The organism is Bradyrhizobium neotropicale, from assembly GCF_001641695.1.
GTDB lineage: Bacteria > Pseudomonadota > Alphaproteobacteria > Rhizobiales > Xanthobacteraceae > Bradyrhizobium > Bradyrhizobium neotropicale.
On sequence record NZ_LSEF01000102.1, the window covers coordinates 1 to 13,875 of the forward strand.

The 13,875-nt window shown below is 64.0% G+C and carries 16 protein-coding genes; 10 read left to right on the forward strand and 6 right to left on the reverse strand.

The genetic code is table 11. The annotated features are described in order from the left end of the window. Nucleotides 1-11: 11 nt before the first annotated feature. Nucleotides 12-293 (reverse strand): LexA family protein, encoded by a 282-nt coding sequence (locus AXW67_RS35050; RefSeq protein ID WP_063675745.1) that lies wholly within the window; start codon nt 291-293, stop codon nt 12-14. A 38-nt stretch (nt 294-331) separates the two neighbouring features. Between AXW67_RS35050 and AXW67_RS35055 the strand changes: the two genes are divergently transcribed. Together AXW67_RS35055 and AXW67_RS35060 are read left to right on the forward strand one after the other, a co-directional pair. Next, a complete protein-coding gene (locus AXW67_RS35055) occupies nt 332-1,462 on the forward strand; it encodes an IS630 family transposase (protein ID WP_063675747.1) in 1,131 nt (376 codons plus the stop codon). A 41-nt stretch (nt 1,463-1,503) separates the two neighbouring features. Beyond that, entirely contained in the window at nt 1,504-1,968 is a 465-nt protein-coding gene (locus AXW67_RS35060; protein ID WP_063681590.1) for an FKBP-type peptidyl-prolyl cis-trans isomerase, read from the forward strand. Nucleotides 1,969-2,151: 183 nt separating this feature from the next. Here AXW67_RS35060 and AXW67_RS35065 read toward each other — a convergent pair whose 3' ends face one another. Next, nucleotides 2,152-2,370: a CsbD family protein gene (locus tag AXW67_RS35065; protein WP_027552923.1), complete on the reverse strand. Its 219-nt coding sequence runs from the start codon at nt 2,368-2,370 to the stop codon at nt 2,152-2,154. A gap of 127 nt (nt 2,371-2,497) precedes the next feature. Here AXW67_RS35065 and AXW67_RS35070 point away from each other — a divergent pair, with 127 nt between their 5' ends. From AXW67_RS35070 to AXW67_RS35080, 3 genes are all read left to right on the forward strand, one after another. Beyond that, nucleotides 2,498-3,007: a cupin domain-containing protein gene (locus AXW67_RS35070; RefSeq protein ID WP_063681591.1), complete on the forward strand. Its 510-nt coding sequence runs from the start codon at nt 2,498-2,500 to the stop codon at nt 3,005-3,007. 86 nt (nt 3,008-3,093) lie between these two features. Then, on the forward strand, nt 3,094-3,522 hold the full coding sequence (locus tag AXW67_RS35075) for a VOC family protein (protein WP_027552925.1): 429 nt from the start codon (nt 3,094-3,096) through the stop codon (nt 3,520-3,522). Between the two features lie 28 nt (nt 3,523-3,550). Then, nucleotides 3,551-4,039, forward strand: a complete 489-nt coding sequence (locus AXW67_RS35080) for a VOC family protein (RefSeq protein ID WP_063681592.1) — start codon at nt 3,551-3,553, stop codon at nt 4,037-4,039. Between the two features lie 117 nt (nt 4,040-4,156). On the opposite strand, the gene AXW67_RS35085 is transcribed toward AXW67_RS35080, so the two are convergent. After that, nucleotides 4,157-5,269: a hypothetical protein gene (locus AXW67_RS35085; protein ID WP_063681637.1), complete on the reverse strand. Its 1,113-nt coding sequence runs from the start codon at nt 5,267-5,269 to the stop codon at nt 4,157-4,159. 2 nt (nt 5,270-5,271) lie between these two features. Then, the gene (locus AXW67_RS35090) at nt 5,272-5,970 is read right to left on the reverse strand and encodes a FecR family protein (protein WP_063681593.1); all 699 of its coding nucleotides are present in this window, start codon (nt 5,968-5,970) and stop codon (nt 5,272-5,274) included. Between the two features lie 218 nt (nt 5,971-6,188). On the opposite strand from AXW67_RS35090, the gene AXW67_RS35095 reads away from it, so the two are divergent. After that, the gene (locus tag AXW67_RS35095) at nt 6,189-7,451 is read left to right on the forward strand and encodes a phospholipid carrier-dependent glycosyltransferase (RefSeq protein WP_063681594.1); all 1,263 of its coding nucleotides are present in this window, start codon (nt 6,189-6,191) and stop codon (nt 7,449-7,451) included. A 54-nt stretch (nt 7,452-7,505) separates the two neighbouring features. Here AXW67_RS35095 and AXW67_RS35100 read toward each other — a convergent pair whose 3' ends face one another. Then, nucleotides 7,506-8,147 (reverse strand): OmpA family protein, encoded by a 642-nt coding sequence (locus tag AXW67_RS35100; RefSeq protein ID WP_063681595.1) that lies wholly within the window; start codon nt 8,145-8,147, stop codon nt 7,506-7,508. A 501-nt stretch (nt 8,148-8,648) separates the two neighbouring features. Here AXW67_RS35100 and AXW67_RS35105 point away from each other — a divergent pair. From AXW67_RS35105 to AXW67_RS35115, 3 genes are all read left to right on the forward strand, one after another. Then, nucleotides 8,649-10,073 (forward strand): caspase family protein, encoded by a 1,425-nt coding sequence (locus AXW67_RS35105; RefSeq protein WP_063681638.1) that lies wholly within the window; start codon nt 8,649-8,651, stop codon nt 10,071-10,073. 244 nt (nt 10,074-10,317) lie between these two features. Beyond that, on the forward strand, nt 10,318-10,563 hold the full coding sequence (locus tag AXW67_RS35110) for a hypothetical protein (RefSeq protein ID WP_027552932.1): 246 nt from the start codon (nt 10,318-10,320) through the stop codon (nt 10,561-10,563). 117 nt (nt 10,564-10,680) lie between these two features. Further along, the gene (locus AXW67_RS35115; protein WP_063681596.1) at nt 10,681-11,847 is read left to right on the forward strand and encodes a winged helix-turn-helix domain-containing protein; all 1,167 of its coding nucleotides are present in this window, start codon (nt 10,681-10,683) and stop codon (nt 11,845-11,847) included. Between the two features lie 101 nt (nt 11,848-11,948). Here the strand turns inward: AXW67_RS35115 and AXW67_RS35120 are convergent, their stop codons facing one another. Next, nucleotides 11,949-12,377: a ribosomal maturation YjgA family protein gene (locus AXW67_RS35120; protein ID WP_063681597.1), complete on the reverse strand. Its 429-nt coding sequence runs from the start codon at nt 12,375-12,377 to the stop codon at nt 11,949-11,951. Between the two features lie 81 nt (nt 12,378-12,458). On the opposite strand from AXW67_RS35120, the gene AXW67_RS35125 reads away from it, so the two are divergent. Beyond that, on the forward strand, nt 12,459-13,790 hold the full coding sequence (locus tag AXW67_RS35125; protein ID WP_063681598.1) for an MFS transporter: 1,332 nt from the start codon (nt 12,459-12,461) through the stop codon (nt 13,788-13,790). The last annotated feature ends 85 nt before the right edge of the window (nt 13,791-13,875 follow it).

The window sequence follows — 13,875 nt, forward strand, 5'->3', positions numbered from 1 at the left end:
CTAGTGGTTCATCACAGTGATTTTGACGTTTTGATACCGAGCCATCCGAGGATAGGCAACTTTTCGGGTGGCAAGAGGATCTCGATGCTTCGAGCGACGCCGGGCTGGCGACGAATGAACCCGTTGCGTTCGAGGGTGAGGATCATCTGGTGGACTGACGGCGGGCTGACGCGGAAATGCCGCTGGATGTCGGCCTCGGCGGGCGGCTGTCCGAACATGTACGAGTAGGTATGGATGAAAGCGAGATAGTGTCCCTGCTTCTCGGTGAAGTGCGCGCCTGATTTTTGACTCATAGCTGGATTCGTCCCGGCCTCCGACAAGGAGGCGAAGCATGAATGTACGTTATCGGGTCGAATTGAGCCAAGCCGAGCGGGACGAACTGACGGCAATGCTCGGCGGCGGCACGCATTCCGCCCGCAAACTCAAACGGGCTCAGATTGTGCTGGCGGCCGATTCAGGCAGCTGCGACGCGGAGATTGCCCGAACCGTCCGGGTCAGCCTTTCCACCGTCGGCCGGACCAAACGCCGTTTCGTAGAAGGCAATCTGGAGCGGGCCTTGAGTGAGGAGCCGCGTCCGGGCGCGGAACGCAAGCTGACAGGCAAGGAAGAGGCCCTGCTGGTGGCGACGGCATGCGCCAAGCCGCCCGCCGGCCGCAAACGCTGGACGCTGACATTGCTGGCCGACGCGATGGTCAAGCTCACCGATCACGCCAGCCTGTCGGGCGAGACCGTGCGCCGCCGGCTGGCCGACAACGACCTCAAGCCGTGGCGCCGGGATATGTGGTGCATTCCTCATGTCGACGGCGAATACGTCGCCCGGATGGAGGATGTGCTCGATCTCTACGCCGAGGCGCCGGATCCCGAGCGGCCCCTGGTTTGCTTCGACGAGACCCCAGTCCAGCTGATCGGCGAGGTACGCCAGCCGATCCCTGCCCAACCGGGACAGCGCGAGCGCTACGATTACGAATATCGCCGCAACGGTACCGTCAATCTCTTCGTCACCTTCGATCCGCATCGCGGCTGGCGCAATGTCAAGGTTACAGACCACCGCGCCGCGGTCGACTACGCGCACTGCATGCGCGAACTCGTCGACGTCCACTATCCCAATGCCGCCTGCATCCGTGTGGTGCAGGACAATCTGTCGATTCATACGGCCGGCGCGCTATATCAGGCATTTGCGCCTGCCGAGGCCCGTCGCATCCTGCGCCGCCTCGAGTTCCACTACACCCCGAAACACGCCAGCTGGCTCAATATGGTCGAGTGCGAGATCAGCGTGCTGCAGCGCCAGTGTCTCGGCCGTCGCATCGACGATCCCAAAAGGCTTCGAAAAGAAATCGCAGCATGGCAACGGCAGCGAAACAAGGCGCGAGACCGCATCAAATGGATGTTCACAACCGACAAAGCCCGCGCCAAACTCGGTCGCGCCTATCCAGTTGCCGCCAAAGAGTCAAAACCACTGTGATGAACCACTAGACACCTTCCGCCTCAAATGGAAGGTGTCTTATGCAGCGTTTTCAGCGCGCGCTTCTCGCCCTGATGTCGGCACTCGCGATCACCGTGATCGGCGGCGTGTCGCATTTCGTTTCCACCACGGCCTCGGCCCAGACCGCAGGAAAGACCATGACCACAGCTTCAGGCTTGCAGATCATCGATAACGTCGTCGGCACCGGCGCCTCGCCGAAGCCCGGCCAGATCTGCGTGATGCACTACACCGGCTGGCTCTATGAGAACGGCCAGAAGGGCAAGAAATTCGACTCGTCGGTCGATCGCAACGAGCCGTTCGAGTTTCCGATCGGCAAGGGCCGCGTCATCGCGGGGTGGGACGAGGGTGTCGCCTCGATGAAGGTCGGTGGCAAGCGCACGCTGATCATCCCGCCGCAGCTCGGCTACGGCGCACGCGGCGCCGGCGGCGTGATCCCGCCGAACGCGACGCTGATGTTCGATGTGGAATTGCTCGCGGTGAAGTGACCGCAGGTCGCGACGTAGCGGTCCGAAGGACGGCGTCGCTTCCGCTGGCCTACGCCCGGGCAACCACGTTGTTGCTTCCGTCGGCCAGGACGCGAATGGCCGGGCAAGCCCGGCCATGACGGATAGAGATCAACACAAGAGACCGGCCCTTGTGGCCGGTCTTTCGCTTTCAGCTCTGACGTCCTACTCGGTACCGCGCTTTGCGGCCCCTGCTGCGCGGTCGATCGCATCCTTTGCGGCGTCCTTGGCATCACCCATGGCCTTCTGGCCCTTGCCCTTGACCTCCTGGACCGTGCCTTCGCCCTTCATGCGCTCGGAACCGGTGGCTTCACCGACGCCCTGTTTGGCCTTGCCGATCGCCTCGTTGGTGGTGCCTTTGATCTTGTCGGTCGTGCTACCCATGAAACTCTCCTTGCGATTTGCTCAGGAAAGCAACGCTGGGCGGCTATGAGCGTTCCGATTTTGGTATGGCTTGATGCGGCGGCTTTGGTTAGCTTGCCGCGCACGGAACCAACGGAAAGCAAGACCAATGACCGGCCACGACCACACGCATTCCCACCATCACGATCACGACGATCGCTGGAAACATGATGGCGTGCGCATCATTCCCGGCAACCAGCTCGATACGAACGTGCCGTCGACGGCAGGTATGGACCGCGCAGCCGCCATCAATTTCGCACGTGTCGGCGCGCAGAAATTGTGGGCGGGCACCGTCAGCATCAAGCCGGATGCCAAGACCGGCGCGCATCACCACGGCCATCTCGAAAGCGTCATCTATGTGGTGAAAGGCAAGGCGCGTATGCGCTGGGGTGAGAGCCTGCAATTCACCGCGGAAGCCGGCCCCGGCGATTTCATTTTCGTGCCGCCTTACGTACCGCATCAGGAGATCAACGCCAGCCCCGACGAGGTGCTGGAATGCGTGCTGGTGCGCAGCGACGGCGAGGCGGTCGCGATCAATCTTGACATCGAGCCGGTCGAGAAGCCCGAGACGGTGCTGTGGGTCGATCCCATCCACCGGGATCCGAACGAGACGAAGTAGGCCCAGCGCCAAAAAATATTCGGAAGCCGTGTCGGATGGCCGCCTGGCCGTCCGTCCTTGGGCGGAACCCCTCGAAGGAGCTTCCGATGCCCAAGATGATCTTCGTCAGTCTGCCGGTGACCGACCTCAAGCGCGCCACCGCCTTTTATGAGGCGGTCGGCGCGGTCAAGAACCCGCAATTCAGCGACGAGACGGCGTCCTGCATGGTCTTCTCCGAGACCATTTTCGCCATGCTGGTGACCCACGACAAATTCCGCCAGTTTACGCCGAGGCCGATCATGGATGCGAGGGCCGCGAGCCAGGTGCTGCTCTGCCTGTCCGCGGACAGCCGCAGCGAGGTCGACGATATCGTCGGCAAGGCCGTGGTCGCGGGCGGCATGCCCGATCCCAGCCCGAAGGAGGAGTTCAGCTTCATGTACGGGCGGAGCTTCGAGGATCCCGACGGCCATATGTGGGGCGTGACGTGGGTGGACATGGCGGCCGCGCCTGCGCAGCCCGACATGGCGCACGCCTGATCGAAATCCCGAAAGAGGAGCATTCACGATGTCCAAGGTCACGCCATGCCTGTGGTTCAACGGCAATGCCGAGGAGGCCGCGAACTTCTATGTCTCGCTCATGCCCGACTCGGAGATCCTGCACGTTCAGCGCAACGTCGCCGACAATCCGTCCGGCAAGGAAGGCTCGGTGCTCGTCGTCGAGTTCACGCTGGGCGGTCAGCGCCTCGTCGCGCTGAACGGCGGCATGAAGAAAGAGTACACCCACGCGCTCTCGCTGATGATCAAGTGCGACGACCAGGCCCAGGTCGACAGCGTCTGGGACGCCTTCCTCGCCCATGGCGGCAAGGAAGAGCAGTGCGGCTGGCTGAAGGACCGCTACGGCGTGTCCTGGCAGGTCGTGCCGAAGGCGATGTTCGAATTCTTTTCGAGCTCCGACACCGCAGCAGCGAGGCGCGCGATGCAGGCCATGATGAAGATGGTCAAGCTCGATATCGAAGGCGTGCGCCGGGCGTTCGAGGGCAAGTCGGCGGCGTGAAGTCAAGACCGATGCCGTAGGGTGGGCAAAGGCGCGCCAGCGCCGTGCCCACCGTCTTTCCCGACTGAGAGAGAAGCGGTGGGCACGCTCCGCTTTGCCCACCCTACGATCTCTGCGCTAGTAATTGATCCGCAGCCCTACGCCGCCGTGAATGGTGTTGCCGACCGGCTGCGGGCCGAGCGTACCGTTCGCGAAGAGGTCCACGATCCAGCCCTTGGAAACGCGGAAGCCGAGCCGGCCGCCATATTCGAACCAGCCCTGGTTGCCGATCGTCGGCACCACCATGCCGTTGCCGGTCACGGTGGCGACGATGCCGCTATGGGCCGCGAACGACTGCACCCAGCCGCCATTGATGTTGGCCTCGACATTGCTGCCGTAGAGATGGGTCCATTGGCCTCCGATCTTGACCAGGTTGGTGCGGTCGGTGCCGGTTGCGATTGCAGCGTCGAACGGGTTGAACGCCACCGCGCTGTCCGTATAGCCGGAGACACGCTGCCAGAGCTGCCAGACTTCGATGGAGGCGGCGACCTCGTCGCGCTGTGACAGGCGGCTCATCCAGCCGGCGCGGCCATAGACGGCGTAGTTCGAGGCGTTGGTCGAGCTCGTGACACTCACCGGGCCGAGGCTGGTGTTGTAATTCCGGGTGTAGCGCGCCTTCTCCCACGGCGTCAGGATCGTGCCGATGTCGAAGAACGGCCGGGACGAGCCCCAGTCGGTGAAGTCGTAGCGCAGTGCGAATGCGCCGATCGGCGCGCTGGTGATGTTGTAGCCGCCCTCGCTGTATTGCGTGTAGGCAATGCCGGCGAGCAGCGACAGGTTGTTGGTGAGCTCCTTGCGGCCGTGGACGCCGGCCGAGAACGAGCCGGCCGAGCCGAACGCGCTGATGCAGTCGCTGCAATTGACCTGCTCGTTGACGCCGAGCAGCACCGTGCCGAGCACCCGGTTGGTGATCATCTGGTTGAAGCGCTGGTCGGCGAGGCCGCTGATCGAATTGCCGCTGGAATCCGCGCCTGTCGGGGATGGGTTCGGATAAGGCGACGGATAGGCGTTCGGTGTGTTCGATGTCGGCGTGGAGGTCGGGGCGATCTGCGTTGGCGTCAGCCCGCCGCACTCGGACTCGCAGGCGACCTGGGCTGCGGCCGGGCGCGTATCGAACGCAGCGACCGCCAGCACGGCGGTTGCGGCCAGGATGCCGCCGATCAGGAGACGCATGAAGCCTAGCTTGGCCATCATCAGCGCCCGCACAGCATGCCGTCGTCATGGACGGCAGGCGGGGTGGTCGAGGCGTCCGCATACTGGTTCACGGCGCACAGGCCGGCATTCGCGGCGCAGTTCGCTGCGAACGTCCAGGGCGGCGTGTTGGTCTTGGTAATGCTGACCTTGCCGGCGGCCGAGGTGATGATTGCGGTGTCGCCGGGCTGGGTGAGCTGCACGCATTGGAAGCTCAGCGTGCAGACGCTGGCCGCACCCGCCTGGAGCACGACGACGGAGCGGCCGCGCTGCGACAGGATGTCGAGCGTGGTGCCGCGCACGCCGATGGTCGCGAGCGGCGTCGTGATCTTGTAGGCGGTCTTCTCCGAATGTCCGGTGACGAAGCGGAACGCGCCCGTGGTCATGCGAATCGCGACGTCGCGATAGCTGTGCTCGTCGTTGAAGACGGTGCGGTCGAGCTTCAAGGTCGCGCTCGGCCCCAGCGACAGATTGGTGCTGTCGGCCATGACGAATCGGGCCGCGCTGTCGGCGCCGGTGCGCACGGTCTCGTCGCGCAGCATGCTGTCGCCGACATTGATCGGCGTCGTGGTTGCGGCCACGCGCACCACTTCGTTCTGGACCAGCACCGCTTCGCCAACGCGTGTCTGCGCCTGCGCGCCAGACGCGGCGCACAGGACGGCCAAGAATACTGTGGGGAAAAGCAAGAAACGCAAATTCATTTCACAACCGATCGATGTGTCCCTGATCGTACCGGATCGCGCATGCTTGCGATGTGGCGGAATTATCACAAGGGGCGCGGGACTCGCGTTATGCTTAGTGACAGTTGCGGCAGAATGCGTTCAAAGCAATGCGCGAGTTTATTTTGTCCCGGGGTGACGCAGATTTGTCACGCAAAAAATCTTCACAACCACCACTGGAAGTCCGTGCAGCTCCGTCGATGTCGCGGAGCGCAGTGATTGCTGTCGTGATTTTCCTGGTCGCGCATCTCGCGCTGCTGGTCGGCCTCACCACGCCGGAGAAGTTCGTCTTCGACGAGGTGCATTATGTGCCGGCGGCGCGGCAGATGATTGCACCGGTGATGTCGCAGTCCGTGCTCAATCCGATGCATCCGCCGCTGGCAAAGGAGCTGATCGCGCTGTCGATCGCGACGTTCGGCGACAATGCACTGGGCTGGCGCTATCCGGGGACGCTGTTCGGTGCGCTCGCGATCGTCGCGATCTATCTCTGCGGTCTCGCACTGTTCGCCGCACAAGGACCCGCGATCGCCGCCGCGCTGATCGCGGCGGCGAACCAGATGGTGTACGTGCAAGCGCGCATAGCGATGCTCGACATCTTTGCGCTCGCCTTCGGCCTGCTCGCGACTGCCGCCTTCATGCATGGATTCCGAAAAGAGCGCCCGCACGCATTGTTCGCGTTCGCCGGCACCCTGTTTGGTCTTGCCGCGGCCTGCAAATGGAGTGGGCTGTTTCCGCTCGGCGTCTGCATCGTCATCGTCGCGGCGATCCGCCTGATGCAAAGCTGGCGCACGCTGTTTGCCGACGCGAAGCCGGACGACTGGTATCGGCCCGACCTCTGGCCCGACTTCAGGCTGCACCATGTCGCGCTGTGCTTCGCGGTGCTGCCGGCGGTGACCTATCTTGCGACCTTCGTGCCGCTTTACGGGCTGTCGCTGTCGGACCTGATCGAGGCGCAGCGCCGCATCTTCGCCGACAACACGACCACCGCGATCGCGGGCCACACTTATATGAGCGCGTGGCCGTCCTGGCCGTTGCTCGCGCGTCCGGTCTGGTTCCTGTTCGACAAGATCGCCGAGGACCACATCTCCGCGATCGTCTTTCTCGGCAATCCGCTGGTGCTGTGGCCGGCGCTGCTCGCGCTCGCCGTCGCGCTGCGCGACTTCATCGTGACGCGCCGCTGGGACGCGTTCCTGATCGCGGCGTTCTATTTCGGCCCGTGGCTCGCCTGGGCACTGCTTCCGCGCACGCTCGGCTTCATCTATTACTATCTGCCGGCGGCAAGTGCGGCCTCGCTGGCGCTCGTCTATGTCCTGCGCAGGGGCGGCCTGCCGCGGTGGCTGCTGTGGGCCTATGTCGGCGTCGCGGCCGTTGGCTTTGCGGTGATGCTGCCGATCTCGGCGGCATTCGTCGGCACCTCGATGCAGACGTTCAACCGCCTGATGCTGTTTCAGAGCTGGATCTGACAACAGAAAACCGCCTGCCGCTTCGGGCGGCAGGCGGGTTGTCGATTGCGGCGATCACTTCGACGCCGTCTTGGTGTCCATGTTCACGACCTGGACGCGGCGGTTGATCGGGTCGGCGCCGTTGGCGGCATCCTTCAGCTTGGTCTTGCCGTAGCCGACGGTGACGAGATCGCCGCCGCTGAGGCCGTAGTTCTGCACCAGATACTTCTTGATGGTGTCGGCGCGCCGCTCGGAGAGCCCCTGGTTGAACTCCTCGCCGCCGATTGCGTCGGTGTGGCCGGCGACCACGAAGGTCGAGCCTTTCAGCGCCGGATCGGAGAGCGCCTTGCCGAGTGCCTGCACGGAGGCGATCGAGGTCTTGGCGATGTCGGCCGAGTTGTAGTCGAACTGGATCTCCAGATCGATCTTCGGCTTGGTCGCGGCGAGCTCGGCGATCTGCTCGCGCTCGCCCATCGAAAGCGAGCGGGTCGCGCGGTTGCGCACGGTGTTGAGGAAGGTCGATTCCTTGGCCTGCTGGGCCGTGTCGGCCTGCGTCCCGACGGACAGACCGCGGGTCACCGGCTTCGGCTTCAGCGCGTTCAGGATCTGGTCGGCGGAGACGTTGTTGTCGCCGGCAAACGCCAGGCCCGCGGTCATCGACAGCGCGGCCGCAAGGGTAATCGCCTTCAGTCCAAAAAATTTATGAAAACGGGTCATTGTCGTGTCCTCGCTGTTACGCCTGATGGCGATTTGATGCCGCGAGCCTAGGCCGGGTTCAAATGCCCTGATGTGATGCGGGTCACATTCACCACACCCGAATTGCAGGCAGATCTTAGCGCCGGCGCGGGTTGGCATCCATGGCATGTCCAGCCAGTGGCAGCGGCCTACCGCCGGGAAGCAGCGCCGTCTCATACGCGCATCGAAAGCAGAGCGCAGCTCCGGCTCACCTGTTCGAAATCGTTGTCCGCGACGCGCTGGACTCCAGGCCCTCGCGGGTACAATCTCTCTGTTATTGCTCGTCACCAGCCGTTATTGCCCGCTGCGTCAGCAGCCCGAAAAGTAACTGTCGCAGCGTCTTCAAGCTCGGTTCGAGCAGCAGAAATCCCCGGGTGATCCAGATCACAGTGCGTTGCCGTGAACTGGATCAGACTGCTCTCATCGGATCGGCTCAGGCCGAACCGATGGCAGCGAAGAAGTTTGGATCAGGGGAGAATGATCATGCGCTTCTTGATCGCAGCAATTTCAATCGCAGCATTTATCGTCAGCGGCAACGCGGCTTTCGCGGACAAGCGCGTCGCCTTCGTGGTCGGCAACGCCGCCTACAAGAACGTCCCGCAACTCCCTAACCCAGCGATCGATTCCAAGGCGATGGCCAGGGTGCTGCGCAATGTCGGCTTCGATGTCGTCGAGGGCTCCAATCTCACCCGCGACGCCATGACGGAAAAGCTTCTGGAGTTCGGCAAGAAAAGCGAGGGCGCCGACGTCGCCGTGTTCTTCTATGCCGGCCACGGGATTGCCGTGAACGGCGTCAACTATTTGTTGCCGATCGACGCCGACCTGAAATCCGAGATGGACGTGAAGCTGGGCGCGGCTATCAACGTCGACCTCACGCTCGATCAGACCATGTCGGACGCGAAGGTGAAGCTCGTGTTCCTGGATGCATGCCGTGACAATCCGTTCGCGGCAAAAATCCGTTCGGCCAAGGCCACCCGTTCGGTCAACGTGCAGACCGGCCTTGCCGAGATGAAGTCGGGCGAGGGCACGCTGATCGCCTTTGCCACCGGCCCCGGCCAGACCGCGCTCGACGGCGAGGCCGGCACCAACAGCCCGTTCACCCGCGCGCTCGTCGCCAACATCGCCCAGCCCGGCGTCGAGATCCAGCAGGCCATGACCAAGGTCCGCGCCCAGGTCAGTGACGAGACCAACAAGGGGCAATTGCCCTGGGGGCACACCAATCTCACCGGCAACGTCTATCTCAATCCGGTCGGCGCACCGGCTGCGGCCACGACCGATGGGGCGAACGCGGCGGTGTCGACCGCGAGCAAGCAAGGCGCCGACGTCGAGCTCGAGTTCTGGCGATCGATCAAGGACTCCAACAAGGTGGAAGAGCTCAACGCCTATCTCACCAATTATCCGAACGGCACGTTCAAATCGATCGCGCTCGCCCGCATCGCGGCCTTGCAGGATGGGCCGTCCAACACCACCCGCAACCTCTCGGCCGGGATCGATCCGGCGACCTTTACCGAAGAAGCCAGCCAGGTGTCCGAAGACCAGGTTGGTCTGGACAAGAGCCAGCGCCGTGACGTGCAGCGCCGCCTCACCGGGCTGGGCTTTGACGTGAAGGCGACGGGCAAGTTCGACGACGAGACCCGTTCGGTGATCAAGCGGTGGCAGGCTGCGCGTGGCTATCCCGCGACCGGCTATCTGAACAAGCTCCAGCACAAGGCTCTGCTGTCGGAGATCATCTCGACCCGCGCGGCTTCCTCCGAGCAGGCCGACGACGAGCCGGTGCGTCGCCGTTCCTCCGGTGGTGGTGGCGGTCGGCGCCATTATGGCGGCGGCGGTGGTGGCGGTGGTAATCCGATGGGCGGCCCTGGTGGTCTGCTCGGCGGCATGATGGGTGGGCTGTTCGGCCGCCGCTGAGAGGCAGGCAAGCAAAGGCGGCCCGGTTCGGGCTGCCTTCGCGTTCCTCTTGCTCGCCGATCGTCGCAAAGCCGTCGCGCGATGGCCTGCCTGCGAACAAGAATTCGGCCAGATGCGCGCCTAGCACGACCTCATCATCCGACAATCACCGAGGAAGGGAGCCGAGTTCCGTCCAGTGCCCAGGCCGAGCGACTATCAATCCCATCGTGGCGGCCCGCCGGATCGGACAGCCTTCCTGAGTTCCATGCCCATCTACATCGGTGCCGGGATGATCGCGTTGGCGATCCTGGTGTCGACGCTGATGACGGGTCTCACCAGCCGCTATGTCGGCCTCGAAGCTCCGACCGACGAGAATATGTGGCTGGTCGATCGCCTGACCGGCGATGTCTATCGCTGCCAGGCGTCGGAGCGGGGCAAGGCCTCCTGCGAGCCCGACATCGCCACCGGCAGCGTCGGCGACCGGTCGAGGGCGCCGAAGGGCAGCCGCTGATCGCTCGCGCTTCGTGCGTGCCGCGCTGTCAGCAGATGGCAGCCGCGGCTTTTCCTGCGCTCGCTTGGCGGCCCGCTTCTTTCGCCCGGCGCGAATCCCGCTACATTGCACCTCGCAATGTCACGCGCGCCCAAACCGCTTCCACTCAGCACCACACAGGCCCGGCAGATCTGGCTGCATGCCCAGCGGCTCGACGTGCGCGCGCCGTTCGGGGAGGGGGCGCAAGCCGTTGCGGATGCGACCGCCCATCTCGGCTACGTGCAGATCGACACCATCAACGTGATCGAGCGCTGCCATCATCACATCCTCTATAGCCGCATCCCGTCCTACCGCCGCGCCGATCTGCGCCATGCCCAGAGCGTCGACAGAAGCGTGTTCGAATACTGGACGCATGCGCTGTCCTACGTGCCGACGGGCGATTTCCGCTTCTTCCTGCCGGCGATGCGCGAGCACCGCCGCGACGGGCACAAATGGTATGCCTCGGTGACGCCGGCCGACATGCGCAAGGTGATGCGGCTGGTGCGGGCCGGTCCGCTGACGATCCGCGACATCGAGGATGACGTGCTCACCGAGAAGGAGCATTTGTGGCAGAGCCGTAAACCCTCCAAGCGCGCGTTGCAGCTCGCCTTCTATACCGGCGTCGTGACCATCAGCGAGCGCCAGGGCATGCTCAAGACCTATGAGCTGATGACGCGCCATTTCGGCTGGGACAAGCTGCCGAAGCCGGCATCGACAAAGGACATCACGGCCTATCTGCTGGACAGGGCCCTGCGGTCACAGGGCGTCGTGAGCCTCGATTCGGCCTGCCATCTCGACGCTCCGCGCAAGAAAGAGGTGGCGCGCCTGATCGCCGCGCGCGTCCGCCGCGGCGAGCTCGTCTCCGTCGCGCTTCATGGCGCCGGCAAGCACGAGCATTGGACCGCGCCAGCCTCGCTCGAGGCGAACGGCGAGGCGATTTCACCCGATCTCGTCCACATCCTCTCGCCGTTCGATCCCCTGATCATCCAGCGCAAGCGCACCAATCTCTTCTTCGGCTACAACCATCTGTTCGAAGCCTATGTGCCGAAGGAGAAGCGCAAGTTCGGCTATTTCGCGTTGCCCGTGTTGGTCGGTGACGAGATCGTCGCGGCGCTCGATCTCAAGACCGATCGGCAGGACAAGAAGCTCCTGATGCAGAAATGGACCTGGGTCGGGGAGGGGAAGAAAACCGCCGGCCGCAAGGAACTGAAGCGGAAGATCGAGGACGAGCTCGATCGGTTTGAGCGGTTTCAACTCGCGGAGTGAGTGTAGGGCGGGTTAGCCGAAGGCGTAACCCACCACTGCTTGTCTCCGCCGAGGCGAAAGAGGTGGGTTACGCCAGCGGACTGCGCTTCGCGCAGCGCGGGCTAACCCACCCTACGCAGCGCGACGAGACGGTCCAGCCAGACGCCAACCGCAATCCCCGCCGCATACGCCACCAAATTCCACAGCGAAAAGATGCGGCCGAGCAGCAAGGCGCCGGCCGTAGTCAGCCGGAATGCATCGAGCCAGGGTGCATGCACCAGGCGGGAGAACTCGACCACGAGCGCAATCGCGGCGGCAATGGCTGCGATCTGCAGTCGCGTCAGGCGCGGCGCCAAAACGCCGACCAGCAGGAACACCATGGTCGCCCACAACAGCGAGCCGCCGTACTTCACGACGAAGGCGGGGAGGCCGAGCGGAAAGCCGTGCCAGCGCAGGGATAGGCCGCAGGCGATCACGACCAGAACGAGTGCAGCGCGGGAAAGCGCCGTCCGCACCGCCGCAACGGGTTCATGCGGCTGCGTCCCGTGCATTGCTCGCTCCATTGACTCTTTGCCCGCGATGCTCAAAACCGCACTTCTGCCCTAAAAAAGCAACAACCCCGGGGGGAAGCCATGAGCCAGACCACGACCTTTGCCGGTTCCGCCGGCGGCGCCAAAAGCGCAATCGAGACCTCGACCATCCGCGCCATCTCCTGGCGCCTGATTCCCTTCCTGGTGCTGGCCTACTTCTTCTCCTATCTCGACCGCGTCAATCTCGGCTTCGCCGCGCTGACCATGAATGCCGAGCTGAAGTTCACGCCGCTGATCTTCTCCTGGGGCGCTGGCATCTTCTTCATCGGCTATTTCATCTTCGAGGTGCCCAGCAATCTGGCGCTGGAGAAGTTCGGCGCCAGCCGCTGGATCGCCCGCATCATGGTGACCTGGGGCATCATCTCGGCGCTGATGGCGACGGTGAACGGGGTGACGAGCTTCTACGTTCTGCGATTCCTGCTCGGCGTCGCCGAAGCCGGCTTCTTCCCCGGCATCATTCTTTATCTGACCTACTGGTACCCGGCCGAATACCGCGCGCGCTTCCTTGCCGCCTTCGCCATCGCGGTGCCGGTCTCGACCGTGATCGGCGCGCCGATCTCGGGCCTGCTGCTCGGGCTCGACGGCGTGATGGGTCTGCAGGGCTGGCAGTGGCTGTTCATCATCGAGGGCATCCCCTCGGTGCTGCTCGGCATCGTCACCTGGTTCTATCTCACCGACAAGCCGGAGAAGGCAGCCTGGCTCTCGGCCGAGCAGAAGGCCTGGCTCAAGGGGAGGCTTGATTCCGAGATTGCGGCCAAGCAGGCCGTGAAGCATCTGTCGCTCGGCGAAGCCCTGTCCTCGCCCAAGGTGATCGCGCTCAGCCTGATCTATTTCGGCTTCGTCGGCGCGCTCTATGGCATGCAGTTCTGGCTGCCGCAGATCGTCAAGGCGTTCGGGCTCACCAACGCGCAGACCGGCTTCGTCACCGCGATCCCGTACCTGTTCGGCACCATTGCGATGATCCTGTGGGCGCGGCATTCCGATGCCACGCGCGAGCGCGTGATGCATGTCGGCGCGCCGCTCCTGCTGACCGCCGTCGCGCTCGGCATCTCCTCGTACCTCACCGATCCCACCCTGACGATGGTGGCGCTGACAGTGGCGGCGATCGGCGTGTTCTGCTGCTTCGGCGTGTTCTGGACCCTGCCGACCGCCTGGCTCTCCGGCATGGCCGCCGCCGGCGCCATCGCCCTGATCAACTCGATCGGCAACCTCGCCGGCTTCGCCGGGCCCTACCTGATCGGCTGGGTCAAGGAAGCCACGGGCCAGACCTCGACCGGCCTCCTGGTGCTCGCCATCCTGCCGCTGATCGCCGGCATTTTGGTCTTTGCCGGCGGCCACGAGAGCAAGCACGAATTCGCCGATCAGGGGCGGTGAGGGGACCTTCGTCCCCGTAGGCTGGGCAAAGGCGCGCACCTTGCGCGCCGTGCCCACCGTTTTTCCCCGATGGCGACGATGTGGT

Excerpts from the sequence above, each read along its gene's own strand:
- AXW67_RS35085 (WP_063681637.1), bottom strand. The coding sequence starts at position 5,269 with ATGGCCAAGCTAGGCTTCATGCGTCTCCTGATCGGCGGCATCCTGGCC.
- AXW67_RS35125 (WP_063681598.1), top strand. The coding sequence starts at position 12,459 with ATGAGCCAGACCACGACCTTTGCCGGTTCCGCCGGCGGCGCCAAAAGC.
- AXW67_RS35095 (WP_063681594.1), top strand. The coding sequence starts at position 6,189 with ATGTCGCGGAGCGCAGTGATTGCTGTCGTGATTTTCCTGGTCGCGCAT.
- AXW67_RS35060 (WP_063681590.1), top strand. The coding sequence starts at position 1,504 with ATGCAGCGTTTTCAGCGCGCGCTTCTCGCCCTGATGTCGGCACTCGCG.
- AXW67_RS35110 (WP_027552932.1), top strand. The coding sequence starts at position 10,318 with ATGCCCATCTACATCGGTGCCGGGATGATCGCGTTGGCGATCCTGGTG.
- AXW67_RS35120 (WP_063681597.1), bottom strand. The coding sequence starts at position 12,377 with ATGCACGGGACGCAGCCGCATGAACCCGTTGCGGCGGTGCGGACGGCG.
- AXW67_RS35090 (WP_063681593.1), bottom strand. The coding sequence starts at position 5,970 with ATGAATTTGCGTTTCTTGCTTTTCCCCACAGTATTCTTGGCCGTCCTG.
- AXW67_RS35070 (WP_063681591.1), top strand. The coding sequence starts at position 2,498 with ATGACCGGCCACGACCACACGCATTCCCACCATCACGATCACGACGAT.
- AXW67_RS35105 (WP_063681638.1), top strand. The coding sequence starts at position 8,649 with ATGCGCTTCTTGATCGCAGCAATTTCAATCGCAGCATTTATCGTCAGC.
- AXW67_RS35055 (WP_063675747.1), top strand. The coding sequence starts at position 332 with ATGAATGTACGTTATCGGGTCGAATTGAGCCAAGCCGAGCGGGACGAA.
- AXW67_RS35075 (WP_027552925.1), top strand. The coding sequence starts at position 3,094 with ATGCCCAAGATGATCTTCGTCAGTCTGCCGGTGACCGACCTCAAGCGC.
- AXW67_RS35065 (WP_027552923.1), bottom strand. The coding sequence starts at position 2,370 with ATGGGTAGCACGACCGACAAGATCAAAGGCACCACCAACGAGGCGATC.
- AXW67_RS35115 (WP_063681596.1), top strand. The coding sequence starts at position 10,681 with ATGTCACGCGCGCCCAAACCGCTTCCACTCAGCACCACACAGGCCCGG.
- AXW67_RS35100 (WP_063681595.1), bottom strand. The coding sequence starts at position 8,147 with ATGACCCGTTTTCATAAATTTTTTGGACTGAAGGCGATTACCCTTGCG.
- AXW67_RS35080 (WP_063681592.1), top strand. The coding sequence starts at position 3,551 with ATGTCCAAGGTCACGCCATGCCTGTGGTTCAACGGCAATGCCGAGGAG.
- AXW67_RS35050 (WP_063675745.1), bottom strand. The coding sequence starts at position 293 with ATGAGTCAAAAATCAGGCGCGCACTTCACCGAGAAGCAGGGACACTAT.